Source organism: Okeania sp. SIO3B5 (genome assembly GCF_010692555.1).
Taxonomy (GTDB): domain Bacteria; phylum Cyanobacteriota; class Cyanobacteriia; order Cyanobacteriales; family Microcoleaceae; genus Okeania.
On record NZ_JAAHHG010000021.1, the window covers coordinates 1 to 24981 of the forward strand.

Genomic DNA, 24981 nt, shown 5'->3' on the forward strand with positions numbered 1-24981 from the left:
TGTGGGAATTAAAGCTGCTGGAGGAATTAAAACTTATGAGCAAGCAGTGGATCTAATTTCTGTTGGTGCTACTCGGTTAGGTACATCTCGTGGTCTAGAATTGCTGAAGGTTTTAGGTGGTAGGTTTCAATAATTAATAATTAATAATTAATAATTAATAATTAATAATTACCTTTCCTTGAAAAGAAGAGGATTGACTCAAAAGAAAATTTTTATTTATTATCCCCTTAAAAGGTGAGGCTTTAAACCACAATTTTTCGGTAAATTTAACAGGGAAAACTGGAGCGATCAAAAGTTTCGGATATTCCTTAAAATTATGTAATTACAGCGCTTTCCGTTGTTATGAGGTACACCCGCGCTGGCAAGATGCCTAAACGCAGGCAAGATGCCCACGCTACATGATTTTCACGATTTATCCTGTACATCATTTGCCCAAAATTTGCTGTAAATATTGATGTCCCGACTTCTGACTTCTAACTTCTAACTTTTGACTTATTAATTTCTTCACTTTTGACTTTTGACTTTTGACTTTTGACTTCTAATTTCTTCACTTTTGACTTTTAACTTCTAACTTATTCTTCACCTTTGACTTTTGACTTTTGACTTTTGACTTATTAATTTCTTCACCTTTAACTTTTGACTTTTGACTTTTGACTTTTGACTTTTGACTTATTAATTTCTTCACTTTTGACTTTTGACTTTTGACTTTTGACTTTAAAAATGGCCCGAACCTACAAAGCAACTGGAATAAATCTTAAAGCTATACCCATAGGTGAATCAGACCGTTTATTAACGATTTTGACACCAGAATATGGTTTGATTCGAGTAGTGGCACCAGGAGTGAGGAAGCCAAAATCCAAATTGGGCGGCAGAAGTGAACTATTTGTCGTAAATCAATTATTAATTTCCCAAGGGCGATCGCTTGATAGAATAAATCAAGCAGAAACTATATTATCCTACGCGGGTCTTAGTCAAAACTTAGGAAAACTAGCAGCAGGTCAATATCTAGCAGAATTAGTCCTCCATCAAGCCTTAAGCGAACATCCTCAAACAGAGCTTTTCTATCTTCTCAGCGAACATTTGGAACGTATAGAAAAACTACAAAACAAAACTGACCGTCTCTGGCATACCCAACTCATATCATATCTCGCTCATGGCATTTATCATCTATTAGCCATAGAAGGAATTGCTCCCCAAGTACAAATCTGTTGCATTACTGGACGTCCATTACAGCCAAACTTTAATCATCCTAATTGGCAAGTGGGATTTAGTATAGATTCAGGTGGAGCCATTAAACTTGCTGATACTTCTGTAATTTCATCTTCACAGCAGCAAGTTAGGATGAATACTATGCTAAATGCCAATCAACTTTCACTATTTCAACAGTTAGCTCAACCTCAGCTCAATGCTCAGGTAGAACTCACTTCTCATCAAGATTGGGTCATCGTTGAAAAACTTTTAAGAAAATATACTCAATATCATTTGGGTTACTCTATCCGCTCTGCGGCTCTTATTGATACTTATTTACAATCCATATCTCCCTCAATAAAAAATGCAATTGTCTGATTCAGAGTTAAATACAGAAGAAAAACAACAAACACAATCAAAAGTAGAACCTATTTCAGCTACATCCTTAGCAGACATGGAACCCGAACGTGGACTTTTGCCAGTGCTGAAAAATGGTAAATTTTTAATCCTCTGGAGTGGTCAAGTTTTTTCCCAACTTGCTGATAAAGTTTACCTGGTACTCACAATCGCTATTATTGCTAATCAATTCCAAGCAGCAGACCAGACTATAAGTAGATGGGTTTCGGCAATTATGATTGCTTTTACTATTCCTGCGGTGCTATTTGGAGCTGGAGCTGGTGTCTATGTGGATAGGTGGCCGAAAAAGATAGTATTGGTGGCCACTAATCTACTTAGGGGAGGATTAGTTTTGATTCTGCCACTAATATTGTGGCTGTCTAACGATTTTAATCTGGGCAATTTACCTTTGGGATTTTGCTTAATGTTGCTTTTAACTTTTTTAGTTTCTACCCTAACTCAATTTTTTGCCCCTGCTGAACAAGCGGTAATTCCTTTAATTGTGGAAAAGCGACATCTACTTTCGGCTAATTCTTTATATACAACTACTATGATGGCTTCTGTAATTATTGGCTTTGCAGTGGGAGACCCATTATTAGAGTTGGCTGATAGTTTAGTAAGCAAAATTGGTGTAGGGGAAGCTATTGGTAAAGAGTTAGTTGTGGGAGGGAGTTACGCGATCGCTGGTTTATTACTAATTTTAATCAAAACTGGGGAACAGAAGGACTTAAGTGAAAAGGAACAACCTCATATTTTGGAAGACCTGGGGGATGGCCTAAATTATCTGAAAAATCATCTTCAAGTTCGTAACGCGATTATTCAGCAAATCATTTTATTTTCTATTTTTGCAGCTTTGGCAGTTTTAGCTGTACGTCTGGCAGAGATTATTCCTGGTATGGAGGCTGAAGAATTTGGATTTTTATTAGCTGCTGCTGGGATAGGTATGGCTATGGGCGCTGGAATAGTTGGTCAACTTGGACATTGGTTATCCCATTTCCAACTCAGTCTAATTGGATCTATAGGAATGGCAATTTCTTTAGTTGGTTTGTCGATATTTAACCAACAGTTGTGGGTGACTATGGGTTTGATTGGTCTTTTGGGAATGTTTGGTGCAATAGTGGGAGTACCGATGCAAACTACTGTTCAAGCTGAAACTCCTGAAGAAATGCGGGGTAAGGTATTTGGTCTCCAGAATAATGCGGTTAATATTGCTCTTAGTTTACCTTTGGCTTTAGCGGGAGTTGCAGAAACTTTTTTGGGTTTATCAACTGTTCTTCTTGGGTTGGCAGGGGTGGCAATATTAGCAGGTGTTTTCTTCAGTTTCTTTTCTATACCGACTTTTGAATAGTTGTCATTTCAGTTATCAGTTAGGAGTTATCAGTACCTCTGCCTAAAGTCAAAGGCTTGAAATATTTATGGCGATTTTATTTCATCCCCTAGAATAGGGAAACTTGAGACCTTATTTTTGGGTCATATAGTCAGATACCTCTATATTGTGGAGGTGGAGGTTTACACCCTCCTTGACAGGCAGGAGGAATTATACTATTTCTAATAAATAGAAAACACAGGGAGAGGATATTACCTTTAGTTTTTTCCTAACTGTAGAGTTCCTAGTTGTCGCGCTTACGCAACTTTGGGACAATTTGCCACATAAATAGAACTGTAGATATTAATCGGAAATATACACTATGTCAATGGACGAAATCAAAGAAGGGGTAGAGGAAGCAAAGAATATTCTAGACACATTTGCGGGTGACTCTAAGAATTCTAGTGCAATCCAAAGGAGTCTTAATCTTACCTCAGCACTTGCAAAATTGTCAGGTATGTCAAATGTTCTAGGGGGAGCAGGCGCTATCTTAGGCTTAGTCAACATATTTGTAGGAGGGCCGAGTGATACAGAACAAATTCTCGCTGCGATATCTAAGCTGAGTAAAAAAATTGACGAGTTGAAGGAGCATATAGATGAAAAGTTTGAGCATCTAGACAAAATGACTGAAAATGTCTCTGCCCGAGAAAGTTTCTATAGTGCTACAGGATACTTGGATTCTTTTACTAAAAATATCGAGATTTTGGAAAATTATCAAAATCACAGTGCTCAAGAAGTCGAAATAGTTAGGAGCGCGCTTAAACAGGATGATGGGGCATATAGTAAGATATTGGAAAAAGCAAATAATCTAGTAGATATTCTCACAAGTACAGGAACAATTAGTTTGAATATTTTAGATACAACGCTTGACATAACTGATGGCGATCTGGGAATAATGATTGATGTTTTTAATTCATGTTATTATTACCTGCTTAAAGCTGCAAGATTGTACGCAATAATGTTAACTTTATATGAAGAAGAACATTCAAATTCAGAAAAAACATCAGAAGAAACAGTTGTTGCAATTGCTAATATTGTAGAACATAACTTTCAAGAAAAGTTCTCCAAATGTAATGATTATTTGCAGCAAATAAAGAATAATTACACTGAGGAGAATAATAATATAAAATTCAAGAAATGGGTCAAAAAGACCAGCGAGAAACTAATCGATCAACTCCAACCAGAACCAGATGAGTGGAAAAAAGATGGCACAGCCAACAAGATATGCCAAGAACTCAGCAAGAAATTTTTCTGCTATGAAATTCTAGTGGTAGTGTACAGACCGTATGAAGAGCATCAAGAATATGGTCATATAAAATTGGGAAATCCAAACAGATATGTATTCTTTCACAACAAGAAACGGTTAAACATACTGATAGGGTGGAGTGTAAGGAAATCCCTACAAACACAGAGTGAGGCGAAAACATATCTAGATAAGAATCGCCAAATATTAGAAGAGTTGAATAATTTTAAACAGAAATATTACAAAGATACGTATACATACTCTCCCACGGCGGCAAAAAATCCAATTAAACACGCATATAGTAAGTATGCCGGGGCAAACGAAGTGTGGTTATGGGTAACAAAGCATAACCCGAGGATGTATAATAGTATAGAGACAGCCTGGTTGGAAATCCAAGAACGTACAACAAACCTATGGACAATGTGGATAATGTACGCGCAGGAACAACAGACAGACCCGAATAGGCTGGAAATAGACACCCCAAAAATTTTTATAACAGGTTGGGATTTCACAAATAAGCTCGACGAGGGAACTCTAATAATATGGAGGTAAAAATTCATAAAAATTAGGGTGTCAAGCTCGAGATAGCAAATAGCAAACAAAAAAAAGGGCGTTGGTAAATCAAGAGATGAAACCTTAAGAGTAATCTGTTTCTGATACCTCTAAATATTTTACCAGAGAGAGCAAGTAATGGGCATCACCCCTAGTAAAAAATCATCTTAACTAATTACCAACGCCAAAAAAAGCAAGTGTAGAAGGATGTGAAAATTCACATACAGCTACTAAAAGTCGAAAAAAAACCACCCGTTTGAGAAAACCGAAAAACCACTTTTTACCCATTTAAAGCAACGGCGAGTGTATTCCCAAATGCGACTCGTTGTTGCAACCTGATCGCTAGGAGTCCAAAAAATATGAGATTTATTTTCAATTCCGCAGGGATGAAGTAAATCTATATTGATGATAGAGGTCAAAATTTAGTTCTTTAAATTCTGCTTCAGCATCAATAGTAACTAAGGGTTTTAAGTGATTAATTTCTAAACATTGATGAGCAAATTCACTCAAACTGGAACGAAATTTATCTAAATTTTCCCCAGGCAGAGAAAAACCGCCCGCTGCTTTATGACCACCATATTTTCCTAATAGTTCGTCACAAAATTGTAACGCCTCAAAAGCATTAAATTCAGGAATACCACGAGCAGAACCCCTAATTATAGAACGTAACGCGCCACTATACCCTAAAACTGACCCTAATTTGAAGATGGAACATTTTTTTATACTGACAGGACTTATATCAAATCCGGTAGTATCGGTATAAAAAAGCGTAGAAACCGAGGAAAGTTTTAAATGCCCCTATAACATCTAGCTCCCACAAACCCGGTTTCTTATAACACACCGAAGCAAGCAGATTTGATATTACGCAGGCAAACTCAGTTGGAATTTCTTCCTATTTCAGAATCAACGCAACTTCCTTGGCAAAATAAGTCAAAATTAAATCCGCACCAGCTCGTTTCATACTGGTTAAAGTTTCCAACATCACCTTTTTTTCATCTATCCAACCCTTCTGACCAGCAGCCTTAATCATGGCATATTCCCCACTCACGTTATAAGCAGCTACAGGTAGATTTGTTGTCTTTTTTACCTCACAAATAATATCTAAATAAGCGAGCGCTGGCTTAACCATCACCATATCTGCACCTTCGGCAATATCCAAAGCCACCTCTTTGATGGCTTCCCTAGCATTAGCAGGATTCATTTGATAAGTCTTTTTGTCCCCAAATTTTGGTGCGGAATCCAAAGCATCGCGAAACGGACCATAATAAGCTGAGGCATATTTAGCAGAGTAAGCAAGTATTCCCACATCAAAGTATTCAGCAGCATCGAGAGCTTGGCGAATTGCTCCAATACGCCCATCCATCATATCTGAGGGAGCGACAATATCAGCACCTGCTTCGGCCTGGGATAATGCTTGTTTGACCAAAACTTCTACAGTAGAGTCGTTGAGAATGACTCCATTTTCCCCCACAATACCGTCGTGACCTTCGCTGGAATAGGGGTCGAGGGCGACATCAGTAATGACGACAATATCTGGTATTGTTTGTTTAATTGCTTTTACAGTTCTTTGTATTAACCCATCTGGGTTGTAGCTTTCAGTGCCAACGTTGTCTTTTTTAGCTTCCTCAACTAGGGGGAATAAAGCGATCGCATTAATTCCTAAATTATAAGCATCCTCTATTTCTTTGAGTAGTAAATCTAGAGTATAGCGATAACTTCCTGGCATCGAAACAACCTCGACTTTTTGCCCTTCTCCTTCCATTACAAACAATGGATAAATTAGATCGTTAACTGTCAACTGGGTTTCCTCAACCATACGTCGCAAAGCAGGAGTGCGACGGAGACGACGGGGACGCTGTACGGCGGGAGATTCTGTGGACAAATTTGCTTCTGTCATGGGTAGATTAGTTATCCTAATAATTTTGATAGTTATTAATCATAATCAAAAATTTACATCTAGTCAATGGAGATTAGAGAGCTACAAAAAGTCAGCATTTTCAGCAGAGAAGGGCGGAAAAATCAAGAGAGAATGTTTTTTCTACTGAGAACTTTGTACTGTCCAATAAAATTTGTACAACTTATTTTTACAATCCTATGAAGTATAAAGTTGACTATTCTTTTTAATGTATATTTCAAACTTTAATGTATATTTCAAACGTAATCAAGGTTTACGTCCAGCATATGCGCGCCTTCTTTGACCAGGGAAAAAGCGATCGCCAATAACCCATCCCAATCATCTTCATTCAGTGCAGCACAGGGTTAGGGTGAAAAAGTCAAATATATTTCTGATGTGTTAGAGACAGCATAACGTATCAAAGCAAGATGATCTGATTGCAGTAGGACTTAGAGGTTTACCAAGAGTTTGGAACGATTACCATTTGGAGCCATCCACAAACCCCAGAATCCCCCTTTTTTCCAAGTAAGACCGTTCATCATTGGTATTCCCACGATCGCGGCGACTGTTTCGATGCGGAAAACGGTCAAACATAAAAATCATTTGGTAATGCTCGAATGCCTTTTGAAATGCATTCAGAAACTCATACTGATGTTCCTCATCTTCGTTGATTATCTTGAGAAACTCTAACGATCGCTTTTGGGAGGCAAGGTTTTCATCGTGCATGAACGGATACACAACAAACAGCTTTTGGTAGCCAGTAAAATAATAGTTAAAGAAGCAACCTTGCAGATTTTTGTCCGCCGCCGCTAAGCCTAGGTTGTCATATTTGTATGCTTTTTCAGTGCCTCGAAACATGTTCCGTGAAAATTGATCTATCAGTAAAATATAGGCTAAGTTTTCATAGGGATTTGTATCGATTTCCCATCTCAGCTTGCCCTGGACAGCCGCGTCAAATGTTTCTGAGAATTTTTCGCGGATTTGCTTATCAACTTCCTGACTACCTGCTGCGCCTGCAGGACCATGAGGAAACCACTTACTATTGTAGACTCCTTTCCCACCTTTAACTATATCATTATCCCATTGCTCATACCAAAAGTGAAGAATTTTTATGGCTTCTGGATCAGTCTCCCGCAACAAAAGCATTTTTTGCTCCCAGTTTGGCTTTGGACAATCTTTGAGATCAACCGTGTGAGTTGGGTCGGCAATGAGGATAGGTTCGGTAAAAGCTAATGCTACAGGACTAGCTACCCAAAATAAGACAAGAAGGAACAAGATAAAACTGAAAAATGTGACTTTTATTCGGAGAATCATGATTAGGGCTGTGAGTATGTTTTATATTGACAAAAAATCAAGAAGAGCTTAGTGATATACCCTCTCAAAAGCAGTGCTTCCGGAAGCTCATAGACTTCTCACCAGAGAGATATCTAACTATTAACTAGACAGCGCTTAGCTGCCTAACATACTAAGATTAGCGAAGGAGCAACCCCTTACCGCAAAATCCTTGTAGTAGACCGTTTCATCTTAAATGTTGCTTTATAAAAATGCTGGAATCTCTCTATAGCAAGAATTTAGCCCGAAAAGCTAATGCACTATTTTAGCTGAAACAGTCAAGTAATGTAGGATAGCACTAAAGTAATTAAGTGTCAACACGGGTGAGTGCGTGATATACAAAAACTTCTAAACGGGCTGCATTACTGACCAGTTTGTGCTTTCAGCCCGTAGAACAGGTAGAATTAGATGGAATTTGGCAGATATGCACCCTATCTTAAACACGCTGGAACCCAGTCTATAAAAGACTTATAGTGCTAAACCAGAGCGGCCACAAAATAAAAATAAGATTAGCAATCTTCATTAAAACTGTTCTAAACTGAATAGGCAGTGTAAATAGTTTGTAACGCTCTTTGCACAATATCTTCATCTGAAAGTGCCGATAAGGCTAAAGCTGGTGGCCCCCCATTTAAAACCATAATGATAGGTTCTTTAATGTACGGATAAAGATTAAACCATTGGTTAAACTGCCCCGGAGGAAGATCGTTTTCTGGAGTTAATATCCAGGTAGTTGATAAATCCCAGAATGGCTGATCGAATAACAAATAAATTTTGTCTAAAGTCCCCATTCCGAGTCGATCAATAGCTCGCTGCTTATTTTTGGGCAATACAGGATTGAACTTGATATCTCCTCTTTTGAGTACACCAAGGGGGACTGTTACCAAAACCGCATCAAAAGATTGATTATTAATTTTCTCAAAACTCAGTGTCACTCCTTTTTGAGTTCTCGAAATTTCCTTAACCAATGTATTCAATTGAATTTTGTAGTCACCCTTCAAGGCTGCCAAAATACCTGCGTATCCATCTGGGAATATGACATCGGGACCACCGTAGTCATTCACGAAGAGATAAGCCAACTGATTGATTTGATCTTCATTTGTTCCAGCCGTATGCTGGATACTAACAACATTTTCCAACCATGCTGGGGCATCGCGGTCCCTAATTTTACGCCCATCACGTCCTCGAATAATGTAATCCTCTTTTTCCGTTTGGATAAGTCGCTGACTTAGCCCCTCGGCCAAATTCACAAGGGGGTTTCCGTTTATCCCATGAATCCAACTAGCTCCCAGTTCCAATGGTACTCCCAGTCCGTCATCTGTCCATATCCGTCCCCCAATGCGATCGCGTGCTTCAAACACAGTAACTTCTCGACTATTTGTAGAAAGTTTATGTGCTGAAGCAAGGCCACTCATTCCCGCACCAATAATTGCAATTCTATCAGCACTACCTTGCAAAATTGAGTTAGCTGCCCGAAGCCCGGATTTGTAGGCAGCATGAACTGTACTGTTGTGCTTTGGAAAAGTAGCTTCACCAGCAAAAAATATCTTCTTGTCAATGGGCTGCTCCAGGGCACGAATGTCACTGCGCGAAGCTCCCTTTGGGATGTGTGAATATGAGCCGTATGTGTAGGGATCACGACTCCAATTGGTTCGGATGTAGCCCAGAAGCTTTTGTTTTTTTGCCTGAAAACTGTGCCAGGGCAAGAAATTCAAAAGTAAGCCACTTGTAACTCCATGTAGTAATAATCGTCGATTCATTTTTAGCTAGATTTATCAAAAGATCATTAGTTACTTTAGCCTAAATTTGATAAACATTAAGTATAGTCAAAAAAGTGTTTGGGGAGGGGTAGAGCGATCGCTTATCTGCTATCATTTCCCTTATTTAGATTCCACAAAATTCTCAATCTGTCAAACTACTGATTAGGGAGCGACAAAAAGTCAGAATTTTCAGCAGAGAAGGGCGGAAAAATCAACGAGGAATGTTTTTTTATACTGAGAACTTTGTACTGTCCAATAAAATTTGTACAACTTATTTTTACATGAATCCTATGAAGAAAAAATTGATTATTCTTTTAAAGAATATTTCCCTTATAGCTGAACAAAGAAAACAAAAACCAACCGCACAAAAAGAAAGTCAAAGATGGCTTGATAGTCTCATCAAAACCGAGTCAATCATTCCTTCTGACTTGCAAGTAGGGGTAAATATAGTATACTATATCTAGGCAAAGGCTTTTAAATCTTGCCAGAAAAGCATTATAAAATTAGTTGGCACGCTCATTGCAGCTTCTCTAGTTTTAAGCCAAGCTAGTTATTTGGTATAAATATAATAGAGTTGAAAGAGAGTTGAGATGATAAGATAGCTCTTTAGGCTAATATTTAGGGCTTGCTGATTAAATCTAAAAGGTAAGCATTCAGCAGTCAGCAATCAGCAATCAGCTTTAGAATTAAAAGTATGAGCAATAGAATTGCCCATTACTTAACCGTAAGCAGTAAGCGCGAGCCACATCTACATTTCTTTCCATATATGTTGAAAATGTAGTAGAAGTTAAACGAGTACTTGCTTCATTTATTAAAAAGCTGAGAGCTGATAGCTAATAGCTGAATGCTTACTCTAAAAGTATTTACAGATAAAGGTTTTATATCATGTCCGGATAATTAGTGATAAAAAAACTTTCTCCTTCAACTCCAGTTCTTCTTCTTTCTTCCCTCTTTCCTCCTGACTCCTGACTCCTGAGGACTGACTCCTCCGTAGTTATTTATTTATCACTGTTCAACCGGACATGATATTAGCCTTTTTGGGGTCGAAAAAAGTACACCTATTTCAGTCTAAAACGCTCAAAAAGTTAGTATTTTAGGCGCATAGTTGGGCAGAAAAATAAAGAGACAATTCTTACTCCTAACTCCTCTCAATTCCCTTTCCTCCTGTCTCCTGTCTCCTGTCTCCTGTCTCCTGTCTCCTACCCTCACCCATAAGATTTTTTCAGCAAACCCTATTTAGATTTTTAAGTCTGATATTCTAGATTAGTAACGAAATAACTATATCCCCTAAGTAAAAATGTTAACTATTGGAACACAAAAAAGCGATCGAATTAGCACAATTACTCATACAACTTGGGCTGAATATATTAGTTTAGATTTGCCCAGTAAACGAGTCTCATTTCGCAATGGAGTTATTACTATCGTGTCTCCAGGACGTAACCATGAATTAATTGGTGATTATATTAGAGCAATTATTTGGGCTTACTGCCGTCAAAACAACCTTGCACTGTTTCCTTACAATCAAACTACTCTTAAGGAAGATGGAATTGAAGGGANTCCAATGGAGGGATTAATGGTTACATTAGAAGATGCCAGAAGAGTAATTAGTGCTGCTGAAAAAAAAGCACTCGAAATTGGTCAACCCATGAATATAGCAGTAGTGGATGGGGGAGGAAATTTAGTAGCCCATGTACGAATGGATGGAGCTTGGATCGGAAGTATCGATATATCTATTAAAAAAGCCTATACTTCGCGGGCGTTCAATCTGGCCACTAAAGATTTAGCCGAACAGAGTCAATCAGGAGGACAATTTTTTGGGATTCATGCCTCTAACAATGGCAAAATCATGATTTTTGCTGGGGGAATACCCCTTTACAGTGAGGAACAAGTAGTAGGGGCAATTGGGGTTAGTGGGGGGTCGGGAGAGCAAGACCATGCCGTAGCTGAAGCTGGAGCCGCCCTATTTTAATTCTTGAAAACATCATTTGAGATGGATAAGGTAAGATCAGGCTTGGAGAGGTTATATCAAATCCGGTTAAACAGCCATAGAATGGTTAAGTAAGGAGGAGTCAGGAGTCAGGAGTCAGGAGGAGAAAGAATTACAAAGATGAGCGTAGTTATGACGATTGAAGAATTTTTTTATGTCCAATTAAACGGATTTGATATTAGCGATCGCCTATTTCAATTGGATTTGGGTTCATACTCGCAAAGAAAATACTGCTGCACAAAGAGCTGAGTTGGCGTTCGCGGAGCGTTGCGTCAGCAGTATCGCTCCTTGGAGTTGGAACGACCTAATTATATCATGTTCGGTTGAATACTTATAATATCTGTGGATCGAAGGCAGGAGGCAGGAGGCAGCTATGCTGAAGGGAAAGAGCAAGGTTAGAAGGCAGAAGGTTTTTTATAACTGATTATCCGAACATGATATTACTTATCCCAAACTTTACTGATGCACTACCGTATTTTCAATAGTTTACAGTTCTAAAAGAAACTTCATTAGTATTAGGATTATAAAGAGTATAGGTAGCATTTCCCGACAAACTTCCCACATTACCTACCCCTATAACCTGACGTAGTGTTGTCAAAGTTTGAGTAGATGATGTTGTCTCAATAGCACCTACTTCAGCTCCCAACTTTGTCACCCCACTACTCACCGAACCATTTTCTAACTGATATTTAAAAGCTAAACCAGACCGACCACAAAATAAATTATTAACGCCAAAACGCATTAATCTATCTAACATTTGTATCGGTGGAGTATCGGGAGTCAATTTATCGCTTACTCCCAGAGTGCTACCGTGAATTAATAAACAGTCAAGTTCAGAAAAACCAAAAGGCAAATTTCTCAACCATTCTACTGTTTCTCTATCTACATTATCCCATAATGTTTTTACAGTATCTATGCCATATTCTGCTATTAATTCTGTCGGTTCGGTTGTGGTAGTTAATCCATGTAAAATCAAAGATTGTTCTTCCCACCATCCCGTACAAACTTGGGGTTTAAGTTCGTTTTTTTTGGGATAACGTACTCGCTCTACTAATTTTTTGCAATCTATATTTAGCCCGACTAAATCTCCTAAAACATATAAAACTTCCACAGAATATCTCTGCTTTTTTATATCAGCAAGTACCGCTTCATAAGCTGTGATATTTCCTTGAATTCCAGTTAAAATTGCCCAATAATTCATATAATTTTTTGCTTTTTTTTAGGTTATATAAAGTGAGATTAAATTGATAATTGATACAGGACTTACACCATGAACCCTATTGGTAGTGGACTGTTTCACCTAAAATGGTGCTTTAGAGAAGTCAGGGCAAGACACGGATTTGGCCACGGATGCACAGATGGATGCACAGCTCAAACTGTGCAGAGCACTTTTAACTTGAAAATTCTTACTTTTAAAGGCATGACTTTTGAATTCAATCTAATGCACCATTTAAGATGAAACGGTCTACTACCAATAGCTTATTCAATTATCAATTATTAATTATTAATTATTAATTATTAATTATTAATTATTAATTATTACTTATCTTTCACAAATATGAGTAGGGTCATCAGCTTTTTCAGCATATTCTAAACCTCTTGCCAAACGCCAAGCAAAAATTTCTGGCAACCCCTTATTAACTATAGCTTCACAAGTAAGTTGATAATCATAGGGAATCTCTCGAATATTTACTTCTCCTGTTTCATTGTCATAAATAACATAAGTAGCATTCGGTCTGCCATGACGAGGTTCTCCTACAGAACCAACATTAACAATTTTTTTCAGAGGAGCAATACAACTCTTTGACTCTAAATTTTCGCTCCCAAAACTATTAACTTTAACTAATAATTGACCAGCATCAAGAGTCCGAACATAAGGCACATGAGTATGACCGCAAAACAATACATCAGCACCACTACTTAACACTCTTTCAACTGCTAAAAATCCATCTAAATCTGGCAATAAATATTCATGGTTACTATGAGGACTACCATGAACAAAACACATATTTTCCTCTTTCAAAGTATGAGGTAAAGATGCTAAATATTCTCGCGTTTCTGGATGAATTTCTCGATCGGTCCATTCGTGGGCTAACTTGCCACGTTTCTCTGCTAATAAAGAAGGATAACTACATTCACAAGAATTTAATCCCTCCACAATATCCTCATCCCAACAACCTAAAACTGTGGGAATATCTAAACTGCGAATTTGCTCGACAACCGCGTTAGGATGGGGACCATAACCGACCAAATCTCCCACACAGAAAATTTTCTCTGCTTTCTGTTTTTCTATATCTATTAATACAGTATTTAAAGCTTCGTAATTGCCATGAATACAAGACATAACTGCGATTTTCATAACTAACTATTCCTCTTCAATTATTAATTATTAACTATTAAGCTAAGACGCATTTTAAATGCGTTTTAGGAATTCAGAATCCAGAATTAAGAATCCAGAATTAACAAGAGTTACATTCTTAATCTAGACATAGAACAAATATGCGGTTTAAATGCTTAACTATTAACTATTCCTCTTCAATTATTAATTATTAATTATTAATTATTAATTATTAATTATTAATTATTTCTATATCTATCTATTAATACAGTATTTAAAGCTTCGTAATTGCCATGAATACAAGACATAACTGCGATTTTCATAACTGACTATTCCTCTTCAATTATTAATTATTAACTATTAAGCTAAGACGCGTTTAAAATGCGTTTTAGGAATTTAGAATCCAGAATTAAGAATCCAGAATTAACAAGAGTTACATTCTTAATCTAGACATAGAACAAATATGCGGTTTAAATGCTTAACTATTAATTATTAATTATTAATTATTAACTATTCCTCTTCAATTATTAATTATTAATTATTAATTATTTCTATATCTATCTATTAATACAGCATTTAAAGCTTCGTAGTTGCCATGAATGCAAGACATAACTGCGATTTTCATACTAACTAGGGTTTGCTGATTAAAGCTCAAAGTATTGATAGATATAAAAGTTTGAGCATTTTCAGGTACTAATAAAGTACCAGCTTTTAGGTGTCTCAGGTTCAAAAATTCAGCATTTTGAGCAAGAGTTGGGCAGAAAATCATTCTTAGGATTCTTCTGACTACCTCTTCTATAATTCCCATTTCTCCTGACTTCTGGATTCTGTTTGCGGAGCATTCCGAAGGAAATTCTGGCTTCTGCTCTTACTAACAGACTTTTTAAGCAAGCCATAACTATTCCTCTTCAATTATTAATTATTAATTATTAGGTAATTCCTCATGTTTATTTTACCGAAAAATTAAGGTATAAATTTTCTACATTCATGGAGAAAAAAGAAAAAAATCCTTTGAGCAAATCCTCTTTTTTATAAGAAGAGGTAATTCTAAATTCTAGAATTGTTGTTGATAAGCTAAAATTGCCGCATCGGGCAAACAACAACCTTGTAAAGTTTCTGCTAAAGCTTTTTGATTTAAGTTATTACCAAAAACTTCAATACCACTAAAACGTTCTGGTCTACCTTCTAGCCACCTTGGTAAATTTAATTCTTGATATTCAGTCTCTTTTCCTAGGACAAAATCAAAGTAAAAAGCACGTCCGTCAGCAATATCAAAAATTGCTTTAGCACGCATAATTTGACCATAAGCTCCAGCAGTTAATTCTTCATACCAAAAAACATCTAAACTTGCCGGATCGATAATTTGACCCCTAGTAGGCGATCGCCAGAATTGACAATTATTAATATTACTCTCAATAGCACATCCTTCTACAGTTTGGTCTGCCCACTGATGCCATTCGCTATTTTCTGTTCCTGGTGGGATAATGGCAATACGACTGTTAGGAATGTTATCAAGCAGTGATGACATTGCATCTAGCTCTAAATAAAATCCTAATTCAATAAAAGCAACTGTACCATTACCAAGATGTTCTATGAGTTCTGACTGTTGAGCATCAGTAATAATTTTGAGATTGGGAAAATCCGTAGCCAGGCAAGTGTGGTCAATGGGAACATTGCCAGTACCAGGGCTGAAATAAATAGCAGGACTATCTTTGGGGATTTGTTTCCGAATAAAACTTGTTTTGCCGACTCCCGGTGGCCCCGCTACTACAGTAATTATAGGTTTTGACATTTGGCGTTGGTAATTTGAGGTATGATATCATTTTCCGTTCTACTAAACTTACCCAAACTTACCCAAAATGGTATTTTGAGTTTTGGAGCTAGCTTCCTGTTTCACTGAAGACCACTGACTGCAGTCTGCAACTTATCTTCTCCACAGGCTTAAAATCGGCGGAAACTCCACCTACTGATGCACATAGTTTTCTAGATTGAGCGCAGCATTAAAGTCTCTGTCAGCAGTAAATCCCCTTCTAGGGGAGCTGCGCTAACGGATAAGAGTGTTATAGAACTCTATGACCTTTACGCGACCAAAAAACTTTCTCCTTCTACTATCCTTTCTTCTTCTTTCTTCCCCTCCCCTCCTGGGAGGGGCTAGGGGGTGGGTTGGGAGGGGCTAGGGGGTGGGTTGGGAGGGGCTAGGGGGTGGGTTGGGAGGGGCGAGGGGTGGGTTGACTCCTGACTCCTGACTTCCCCTCCTGGGAGGGGTTAGGGGTGGGTTGACTCCTAAGTAATTAAGACTAATATCATACACTAATTTACCAACTCCTGACATTTTTCTTCCATAGCTCAACTTTTCAATGCTGATACGATACGGGAACTTGCCATCCTTGCCCCCGATAGGTTTCTGGCGACAGGTCCTACTTGCAAAGCAGCTAACCCACCCATAATAAATAGTTCGCAGCCAGACCAGCGCAAATATTCGTCTAATACTGGCAACCCGTTGACTATTTTCACTGGGTTAGTATTCAAGACTTCTTTTAAGATAGGTTGTTGTGTGACATCAAGTTTTGTACCTGTTGCTAACCAGATGCGATCGCATTCCCACGTCATTCCATCATCACATTTTACTTGCCAGCGATCGCTGACAAACTCAGCACCCACTACCTGACATTCCTCAAAAATAGATAACTCGTCTTGGTGTTGGTAACGGCGCAACTGAGTCATCACTGCTGGTGTCATGGAACCGCCATCTCGTGCTTGTTGAATTAACTGCCATCGTTTTTGCCAGTCAGTTTCAGCGCTAAAAGCTTTTAAATATTTTGGGCCTAACCAACCGGGTTCCGCATCAAATAATTTCTCTTTGAGCTGACGTCTGACCATCAAGGTTACGTTTGCGCCTCGTTTTAAGGCTCCCACTGCTAAGTGACCGCTAGTTAATCCTCCACCGATAATCAGCACTTTTTCCCCTCTGAGTCGCAAACCTTGCAAGTCTACTTGGTGGGAGTGACAAAGGCGTTGGTTTGGATAGGGGGTGGAAATTTTTTTTGCCCATTCTGGAAGTTGAGGTTTTCCCCCACCATTGGCAATGACTACTCGATGAGCTATGGTTGAGTTGCCATCATCTAGTTCGACTCGAAACTGAGGGTTTCCTCGGTAGGTTATGGGAGCAATGTTTGTCACTGATGCTTTGTATACTTTGTCTTCTAACTGCCAGCGACTAACTACGTCTTGGGAAAATTCTTGAAATAGTTTTGTTCCAGGTAGGTCGTAGGGAGGGAATAGTTCATTTGGGCGATTTTCCGCAAACCGACGCAGGGAATAGGGGTCTGGATCTGGGTGGTGAACGGCGGGCGATCGCAAGTGGGGTATTTCTTGGGCTGCAAATTGCTGTCCCCACTGACTCATCCAAGTGGCACTGGGGTCAAATACTATTATTTTATGGCGATACTTTTTCCGTTTTTGCAACAGATGAGTTACCAATGTTAGGGCGTGGGGCCCTGCACCTACGATGGCAATGTTGGTTTGTATTGGTAAGGACATGGAATTAGAGAACAATGGTTATGATAATGATTATCATTATATAGCGCTGTGCGCAGGCAACAGGCAACAGGCAACAGGCAACAGCTCATCTGGGGGAATAAAAAACTGTTTGCGTAGCATTCCGAAGGAATAATATAAGGCTTTTAGCTATTGGACAGTTCTTGTAATTTGTAAATATGCCAGCGCGTATTGCTATATCTATATATATAGCTGTTATGGCTGTAACGGCTCACAAACATGATTTTTCTTAGGTCATGCTGCGAACAAGCAAACAAGCTTAGATTATTTGCATATCATCTAACATAGGCTTAATTTATATCATATAGTTGCAAATACGTCAAATCAGTATATGGGTAACTTAGAGAAATTAGTTCATCATGGTTGAATCAATATGAAGCGATCGCCTGTCTAAACAACGAAATAATCAGTATTTGAGGCTTTAAAATCTCTTTAGGTAATAAACTCCCTTGGATTTTTCTTCGTTTATATTATCATGGAAGAGCTGAAACTATTGAAATTCTGTTGGCTATTTCAGGCGATTTATCTGATTTTTTGTCATCAATCTCTGACAAAGTTTAAAATTTTAAAATTAGAGGTTGAGATTGATAATTAAAACTTTTCACTTGAGCGATCGCTGAAGTGAAGAATGAGGATTAAATAAAATACAGAGATAAAAAAGCAAAAATTAAAATGTTTAAATGACCGTAATTTGATGTTGAATTAGAAATGAGTAATTGGGAAAAAAAAGTTGATGTAGTAACTATATCTGTTGCAGTAGTTGCCATAGTAATTCCTATTTTTTCACAAGAAATTAGATACTTTTTCAAACTACCAGGAAACAATTGTCAACCATGAACAAGAAGTGAGATTATCAAATACATTAAATATGGCAATAAGCTGATGTTCCGCTCAAACACATTGAATTTAGGATTCCCTAGGCGGGTTTTCGTATCTTGATGAAAAGTCGAGTGCCAAACACTCCATAATTGTTGCTAAAATCCTCTGGTCTTAGCAGACAGATTTCATTAATGGATAATTGATAATGGATAATTGATAATTACCTCTGGTTAAAACCGCTACGGAATTGAATATAAGGAAATATTATTTCTTCTCTTGGTCGATTGGATATGGCTCCGAAACCTCGCCATCCCACCCTACGGGAAGCTCCGCTAACGACCGCTTTTTTTCCCCTGAAAAGGGGAGGCTTCAAGGCGCGAATTATTTAATTATTAATTAGTTAATTATTCGGTAATAATAAGATAGATTAAATAGCAGTCAGCAGTCAGCTCTCAGCAGTCAGCATGGTTGACTTTTTTTGACGCCCAGGGGATTTATACCCCGACTCAACTATCCGGCGCTGGGGTATAAACCCTGCACTCAAAAAGCTGATAGCTGATAGCTAGTTAATGGCGTAAAAACATAGACCTTTTGTAGATATAAGTCTTGGATAGTCCATGTTTTTCAGCTTTAGCAAACAACAGACTGACGCGTTTTTGTCTATCAATGATAAAATCACTCAAAATAATATCTGCCTATTCATCTGAATGCATATTGCTTGGCTTGGAAAAAAATATCCTTTTTGTGGCAACGTTACCTACTCTAGAGAAATAACCAATGCTCTATTAGAACGGGGCTATCAGGTTAGCTTTCTTCATTTTGCTACTGAAGATAATGAACCTGATAAATGGCCAAGATTTCATGAAGTGTCTCTACCTTGTATCTATAAGTCTCAGGGTTACACCATACCTAGTCTTAAATCTAGCAAAATTTTGAGCGAGGCTTTACAGAAGCTCAAGCCTGATATTGTTCATGCTTCTTTAACTCTTTCTCCTCTTGATTTTTTACTGCCTGAAATCTGCGAAGAGCTAAATATCCCTTTAGTTGCTACTTTTCATGCCCAGTTTGATAGTAAACCGCGCAATATAAAATCGGGGACTCAATTTTTGGCTTATCAGTTATATGCTCCTTTTTTGGCACACTATGACCGAGTTATTATTTTTTCTGAAATACAGCGAGATTTCTTGGTGAAATTAGGAGTTCCTGGCCAAAAGGTAGCAGTAATTCCCAATGGTGTGGATGTAGATAAATATTGTCCTGGTTTCTCTAGTCTCAAGACTGAGTTAAATGCTCAACGTATATTTCTCTATTTAGGTCGTATTTCTACGGCTAAGAATGTTGAGTCTCTACTTAAGGCTTGGAAACATTCTGATATGGGAAATGGCAGTCATTTGATAATTGTTGGAGATGGGCCATTAGCTGCTTCTTTGCAAATTTTCTATAGCGATGTGAAGGGAGTTAGTTGGTTTGGATATGTGAGTGATGAACAACGACGAATAGAAATTTTGCGTGGTGCGGATGTGTTTATTTTACCTTCTTTGGTAGAGGGTTTGTCTTTGGCTTTGTTGGAAGCAATGTCTTGTGGTTTGGCTTGTGTGGCGACGGATGCGGGTGCTGATGGTGAGGTGTTGGAAAATGGTGCGGGTATAATTTTAAATACTCATAATGTTACTACTCAGTTGCAAACTTTATTGCCTTTGTTTAAGGATCATCCTGAATTAACTACTCTTTTGGGGCAAAAAGCTCGCCGGAGAGTTTTAGAACGTTATACTTTGAGTAGAAATATTGCTCAATTGGAAATGCTTTATTCTGAGGTTTTACAAGAAAGAAATCTCAAGTTAGGTAGTTTGATTTAAACCCACATTCCATACTATTCATAACAAGTATCAATACTTGCTAAAACCTTCAGACCTTCATTTACCAAATGTTGTCCTGTGAAATGTGGGATTGAAGAGTTTAGAGTTAAATTAGGATAGTAAAATTGAACTTATCTTATCTACTATTTTCAGGACTGGTATAGCAATTTCTCCCATATTTTTTGCAGCATCTTTAAGTCCTTCAAGACTCATTTCATACCATTTACGTCGTGGTTGAGTTTTTGTTGATTCTTTAACAAGGGTTTCTGCATCTTGCGCCATAGTTTCTACTGTTTCAGCTTGTTCAGGAGTTGCTTTTTTATTCACTTCATTAATAGCTTTCAACAATTGGTCTAACAAATTCTTGATATCGTCGTCTACCTTAGTTTCTGCCAAAGTGTTGAAACTATTTTCAATACTATTAGTAACAGTAAATTGGTCTGAAATTTTAGCATTACTGCCAGCTGAAATTTTGGTATCACCACCAATTTTAATAACTCTCTCTTCTGTCATTGTCTCCTCCAAGATATTATCTCCTTTGTGTGATTCTTGAATTATAACTTGATTGACAGGAGACTCAAAAGTAATTTCTCTAGATTTTTGGTTTGATGTTTCTGATAATGTATTACTGTTTTTTGTCTCTAGTTCTTTCTTAATTTCATCGGTTAATTCAAGTAAGGCAGATATAATTCGACTTTTCTGTATTGTTATTGTCTCTGAACTAACAATACCTTTTCGTTCGTCTGTTAAAATCAGCTTTAACCTAGCTTGATGTACCAAAGCTTCATTATGAAACCGAGAAGAGTATTTGCTAGTTAATTCAAGCATTTGTTGACTTGCACCTTCTAAATTACCATCCTGAATTGAATTTCTTATCTGATAAATATTCATAATTTAAACTATTCTTTGGGCAATGATAAAACTCGATTTAAAAGCATTTTTTGTAGTGGTACAAAAAAATTAATAAAAAACAATTTCATTTCTTTCGTTGTTACGCTAGTATTCGTTGTTACGCTAGTATTTGATGTTGTATAAATGGTAAAAAATAAAAAACCTACTGCAATGGGTAAACTAAGAAAATTAATATATAGAAAATCAAAGTATTTTCTTTTTTTTGATAATTTAAGGAGTGTTGGTATTGGTGAGTAATCTTTTCTATATTCTTCAACTATTAAATCAACAAACTCTAAAATAGAAAAAGTTAAACCTGAAAATTTTTCCCTGATAGTTTCTTCTGAAGAACTAGACTTTCGTTTATCTTCTCTTAGTTCAGTATAGCGACGCTGAAAATCAATTGCTTCATATTTACGTTTTTTATAAACTGCAAAATCATCAGCAAAATCCATTACTCTTTTAGTAGCTAAATCAAGCTGATGATCTTGAATCAGCCTTTTTATTTCTTGCTGAAAGTCTTCAAGTTGTCGATTTAGTTTTTCTAATTCTCCTTTCATTGCTTGCATCCTAAAGTTGGTCTAAATTAAATACTAATACTAATCATTTAAGATTAGGTTTAACTTAGCTTTATGTCCCAAAACTTCATTGTAAAAGCGAGAAGAGAATTTGCTAGTTAATTCAAGCATTTGTTGACTTGCGCCTTCTAAATTACCATCCTGAATTGAGATTTTTATCTGATAAATATCCATAATTTAAACTATTCTTTGGGTAATGATAAAACATGATTTAAAATCTTTTTTTGCAGCGGTACAAAACATGAATATACTGCAAAAAATTTAATTAAAATCCATGTATGTTCTGTTGCGCCGTTGCTTGGTGCGAGATAAAGTGAAAAAATCAAAACACCTACTGCAATAGGTAAACTAAGAAAATTAATATATAGAAACTGAGCGTATTTTCTTTTTTTTAGTAATTGAATAGATGTAATAATCATAAATAAAACAATTAAGAATACAAATCCTACTAAGATTTGTAGGCCGGAGTCAGATAAATCAATATGAAAAAATATTGCGTCTATAAATGCAAAAAAATTACTGTTACTACTACTTAAAAATACACCCAAAAATATACTTAAAATTGTTGAAATTATTATATAAAATATAATCCAACCAATAATCCGCCAATTACTATGTTTTCTAATTATTAAAAAGAATATTCCTAAGATTGCAAAGATTGTATGAAACCACCAATGAATGTCGTATGGTAATTGACTAGAGGACTCATATATATCATTAGTTATGAATTCTTGAATATCTTGACAAATAGCTAACGATTCATAACTTTCTTCTCCCTGATAAGAAAATTTAGATTGCCATTTAATCGACAATGAGTTTTTTGCTTTTACATCTTTTATCAATCTCTCGAACTTGTCTGTATTCGACAATTCCAATTGCTTCAGGTATTCTGATTGCCTCACCCATTTCAAAGAGTTTTTTGTTTCTATATCTTTTCTCAATCTCTCGAACTTGTCTGTATCCAAAAATCCTTTTCTGTTCAGGTATTCTAATCGATCCAACAAGAAAAAAGTATCCAAACCACAATCAGTTTGATGAGTAATAATAGTATCTCTATCATTATTTGCTACCCTATGAATTGCTGTAGCAGTCATCGTTAATGAACTAGAAATAATAATAATGGTACACATTGTATAAATAATTATTTCCATAATTCCATCAGTAAAACTGTAATTTCCGTATTCCTTTTCAATATTAAATAAACACTGTTTTAAAAACCAATAAACAAACGCTGCCACTTCAATTAACATTACTACGAGAATGATAAACTGAATAAATTCATCTATTAAATGAGATTGACTAGATTCACTAAAAAATATGAAAACTAGAAAATTCAAGATTATATTTGCCCAAACTCCATAATAAAAAACATAGTGTATTTTTGAAATCCATATTCTAGGATAATTAAGCAACAAATATCTATCCAATCTCTTGATAAATCTAGGATTTAAAAAATCTATTATTAGCTGTGGAGTTTTCATTTTTATGTCTTAAATAAACGTCGAGTTGATTTACTTATATCTCTAAAGTATTTCAAGGTAATATCATGGTTGATAAAAAGTTTAATAAAGTCATTACTACCAATATTTTTTGAGGCGTTGATAATATATTGATTGTGACCAACTATTTCAATTTCAGTATATGATATTTCTTCAAGCAAATCCATTAATTCATTTTTTGAGAGATTACAACCTAATTCAAAAGCATTTTCTTCCCTATCTTTACAAAAATCTTCTAAATTGCCATTGTAAATTACAGCACCCTCTTTGATAAAAATAATATTGTCAGTAATACTTTCAACTTCATATAAATGTTGTGAAGTCAAAAGTATAGTCTTAGGATGAGCAAGAGAATCAGCTAAATATCTTAAATCCTGTAAGAATAGTAACTGAGTATTAACATCAAGATTTGCTAAAGGTTCATCTAATATTAAAAATCGAGGATTACAGACTAATGCTTTAGCTAATGCAAATCGCATTTTAAAACCACCAGAAATCTCATTCCAAGTTGCATTTCTATACTTATCTAAACCAAGTCGCCAGAGAATAAAATCAACTTCATCTTCATTTTCTTCTCCTCTAATACCATGAATAGCTGCTGCAAAATGCAGATTATCAACTAGCGTTCCTGTCCATTTTGGCAACTCTTGAGGAACATATCCTATTTGTTGTTTTATTTTGTACCAAGATTTATCTTTTGATTTTGTCAAAGCTGGATATTTAATAATACCGCTGGTTTCCTTTAACTCACCAGCAATTATTCTTAATAAAGTCGTTTTCCCATTACCATTTTCACCAACAAGAGAGGTTATTTCACCAAATTTTAATTCTAATTCCGATACAGATAACTGGAAGTCTGTTAATTTACCTGAATATTTTTTGGTGATATTTCTGACATTAGCTACTACATTAGAGCTTTCAATATTTGATTGTTTTTGCTTTTTCCGTGATGCCTTGATTTTTTCTAATGGAGTTTGTGGTATGTTTTTTTCAGTATTTTCTTGGTCTAGATGTTTTTTATTACCATTGGTAGTGTTATATTTTGGATTAGATTTGGAAGGAGGCTTATTTTTATCTTCTTGTGGAGGAACAAGTGTTGGTATTGGTGAGTAATCTTTTCTATATTCTTCAACTATTAAATCAACAAATTCTAAAACAGAAAAAGTTAAACCTGAAAATTTTTCCCTGATAGTTTCTTCTGAAGAACTAGACTTTCGTTTATCTTCTCTCAGTTCAGTATAGCGACGCTGAAAATCAATTGCTTCATATTTCCGTTTTTTATAAACTGCAAAATCATCAGCAAAATCCATTACTCTTTTAGTAGCTAAATCAAGCTGATTATCTTGAATCAGCTTTTGTATTTCTTGCTGAAAGTCTTCAGGTTGCCGATTTAGTTTTTCTGATTCTGCTGGCATTACTTGCATCCTAAAGTCGGTCTAAATTAAAATATCAACGCCAATTATTTGTTAGTATTGGTGAGTAATTTTCTCTATATTCTTCAACTATTAAATCAACAAATTCTAAAACAGAAAAAGTTAAACCTGAAAATTTTTCCCTGATATTTTCTTCTGAAGAACTAGACTTTCGTTTATCTTCCCTCAGTTCAGTATAGCGACGCTGAAAATCAATTGCTTCATATTTCCGTTTTTTATAAACTGCAAAATCATCAGCAAAATCCATTACTCTTTTAGTAGCTAAATCAAGCTGATTATCTTGAATCAGCTTTT

20 protein-coding genes, 1 pseudogene and 1 CRISPR repeat array are annotated in these 24981 nt (G+C 36.4%); of the genes and pseudogenes, 6 read left to right on the forward strand and 15 right to left on the reverse strand.

Features of this window, described 5'->3' with window-relative positions; translation table 11 throughout:
• Nucleotides 1-469: 469 nt before the first annotated feature.
• Nucleotides 470-708: a CRISPR direct-repeat array (repeat unit 25 nt; unit sequence ACTTTTGACTTTTGACTTTTGACTT).
• 12 nt (nt 709-720) lie between these two features.
• From recO to F6K54_RS04640, 3 genes are all read left to right on the forward strand, one after another.
• The gene (gene recO / locus F6K54_RS04630) at nt 721-1566 is read left to right on the forward strand and encodes a DNA repair protein RecO (RefSeq protein WP_293075113.1); all 846 of its coding nucleotides are present in this window, start codon (nt 721-723) and stop codon (nt 1564-1566) included.
• Nucleotides 1553-2932 (forward strand): MFS transporter, encoded by a 1380-nt coding sequence (locus tag F6K54_RS04635; RefSeq protein ID WP_293075115.1) that lies wholly within the window; start codon nt 1553-1555, stop codon nt 2930-2932. Before recO ends, F6K54_RS04635 begins: the two co-directional genes overlap by 14 nt.
• Nucleotides 2933-3272: 340 nt before the next feature.
• The gene (locus F6K54_RS04640) at nt 3273-4745 is read left to right on the forward strand and encodes a hypothetical protein (protein ID WP_293075117.1); all 1473 of its coding nucleotides are present in this window, start codon (nt 3273-3275) and stop codon (nt 4743-4745) included.
• Nucleotides 4746-5077: 332 nt separating this feature from the next.
• On the opposite strand, the pseudogene F6K54_RS04645 reads toward F6K54_RS04640, so the two are convergent.
• The 4 genes and pseudogenes from F6K54_RS04645 to F6K54_RS04660 form a co-directional block, all read right to left on the reverse strand.
• Nucleotides 5078-5402: pseudogene (locus F6K54_RS04645) on the reverse strand (DHHA1 domain-containing protein); the annotation flags it as partial.
• A gap of 235 nt (nt 5403-5637) precedes the next feature.
• Nucleotides 5638-6642, reverse strand: coding sequence for a porphobilinogen synthase (hemB, locus tag F6K54_RS04650; RefSeq protein ID WP_293075119.1), 1005 nt, complete (start codon nt 6640-6642; stop codon nt 5638-5640).
• Nucleotides 6643-7116: 474 nt separating this feature from the next.
• Nucleotides 7117-7953, reverse strand: a complete 837-nt coding sequence (locus F6K54_RS04655) for a DUF924 family protein (protein ID WP_293075121.1) — start codon at nt 7951-7953, stop codon at nt 7117-7119.
• 551 nt (nt 7954-8504) lie between these two features.
• Complete coding sequence (locus F6K54_RS04660) at nt 8505-9728, reverse strand: FAD-dependent oxidoreductase (RefSeq protein WP_293075123.1); 1224 nt, start codon at nt 9726-9728, stop codon at nt 8505-8507.
• A gap of 1297 nt (nt 9729-11025) precedes the next feature.
• On the opposite strand from F6K54_RS04660, the gene F6K54_RS04665 reads away from it, so the two are divergent.
• Nucleotides 11026-11697 (forward strand): heme-binding protein, encoded by a 672-nt coding sequence (locus F6K54_RS04665; protein ID WP_293075125.1) that lies wholly within the window; start codon nt 11026-11028, stop codon nt 11695-11697.
• Nucleotides 11698-12193: 496 nt separating this feature from the next.
• Here the strand turns inward: F6K54_RS04665 and F6K54_RS04670 are convergent, their stop codons facing one another.
• From F6K54_RS04670 to F6K54_RS04690, 5 genes are all read right to left on the reverse strand, one after another.
• Nucleotides 12194-12916 carry a metallophosphoesterase gene (locus F6K54_RS04670; RefSeq protein ID WP_293075127.1) on the reverse strand — a complete coding sequence of 241 codons (723 nt, stop codon included), beginning with the start codon at nt 12914-12916 and terminating at the stop codon, nt 12194-12196.
• A 342-nt stretch (nt 12917-13258) separates the two neighbouring features.
• Nucleotides 13259-14074: a metallophosphoesterase gene (locus F6K54_RS04675; RefSeq protein ID WP_293075129.1), complete on the reverse strand. Its 816-nt coding sequence runs from the start codon at nt 14072-14074 to the stop codon at nt 13259-13261.
• 520 nt (nt 14075-14594) lie between these two features.
• On the reverse strand, nt 14595-14861 hold the full coding sequence (locus F6K54_RS04680; RefSeq protein ID WP_293075131.1) for a hypothetical protein: 267 nt from the start codon (nt 14859-14861) through the stop codon (nt 14595-14597).
• 246 nt (nt 14862-15107) lie between these two features.
• Nucleotides 15108-15845: a GTP-binding protein gene (locus F6K54_RS04685; protein WP_293075133.1), complete on the reverse strand. Its 738-nt coding sequence runs from the start codon at nt 15843-15845 to the stop codon at nt 15108-15110.
• Nucleotides 15846-16399: 554 nt separating this feature from the next.
• Nucleotides 16400-17593: an FAD/NAD(P)-binding protein gene (locus F6K54_RS04690; protein ID WP_293075134.1), complete on the reverse strand. Its 1194-nt coding sequence runs from the start codon at nt 17591-17593 to the stop codon at nt 16400-16402.
• 726 nt (nt 17594-18319) lie between these two features.
• On the opposite strand from F6K54_RS04690, the gene F6K54_RS04695 reads away from it, so the two are divergent.
• Nucleotides 18320-18448 (forward strand): hypothetical protein, encoded by a 129-nt coding sequence (locus tag F6K54_RS04695; protein WP_293075136.1) that lies wholly within the window; start codon nt 18320-18322, stop codon nt 18446-18448.
• 689 nt (nt 18449-19137) lie between these two features.
• On the forward strand, nt 19138-20286 hold the full coding sequence (locus tag F6K54_RS04700; protein WP_293075138.1) for a glycosyltransferase family 4 protein: 1149 nt from the start codon (nt 19138-19140) through the stop codon (nt 20284-20286).
• Between the two features lie 111 nt (nt 20287-20397).
• Here F6K54_RS04700 and F6K54_RS04705 read toward each other — a convergent pair whose 3' ends face one another.
• The 6 genes from F6K54_RS04705 to F6K54_RS04730 all read right to left on the reverse strand — a co-directional run.
• Nucleotides 20398-21177, reverse strand: coding sequence for a hypothetical protein (locus tag F6K54_RS04705; protein WP_293075140.1), 780 nt, complete (start codon nt 21175-21177; stop codon nt 20398-20400).
• An 8-nt stretch (nt 21178-21185) separates the two neighbouring features.
• Nucleotides 21186-21737, reverse strand: a complete 552-nt coding sequence (locus F6K54_RS04710) for a hypothetical protein (protein ID WP_293075142.1) — start codon at nt 21735-21737, stop codon at nt 21186-21188.
• A gap of 39 nt (nt 21738-21776) precedes the next feature.
• Nucleotides 21777-21929, reverse strand: coding sequence for a hypothetical protein (locus tag F6K54_RS04715; RefSeq protein ID WP_293075144.1), 153 nt, complete (start codon nt 21927-21929; stop codon nt 21777-21779).
• A gap of 8 nt (nt 21930-21937) precedes the next feature.
• Nucleotides 21938-23236: a hypothetical protein gene (locus tag F6K54_RS04720; protein ID WP_293075146.1), complete on the reverse strand. Its 1299-nt coding sequence runs from the start codon at nt 23234-23236 to the stop codon at nt 21938-21940.
• A 2-nt stretch (nt 23237-23238) separates the two neighbouring features.
• On the reverse strand, nt 23239-24669 hold the full coding sequence (locus F6K54_RS04725; protein WP_293075148.1) for an ATP-binding cassette domain-containing protein: 1431 nt from the start codon (nt 24667-24669) through the stop codon (nt 23239-23241).
• A gap of 34 nt (nt 24670-24703) precedes the next feature.
• Nucleotides 24704-24981 (reverse strand): hypothetical protein (locus tag F6K54_RS04730; RefSeq protein ID WP_293075150.1); only part of this gene is annotated, 278 nt, incomplete at its 5' end.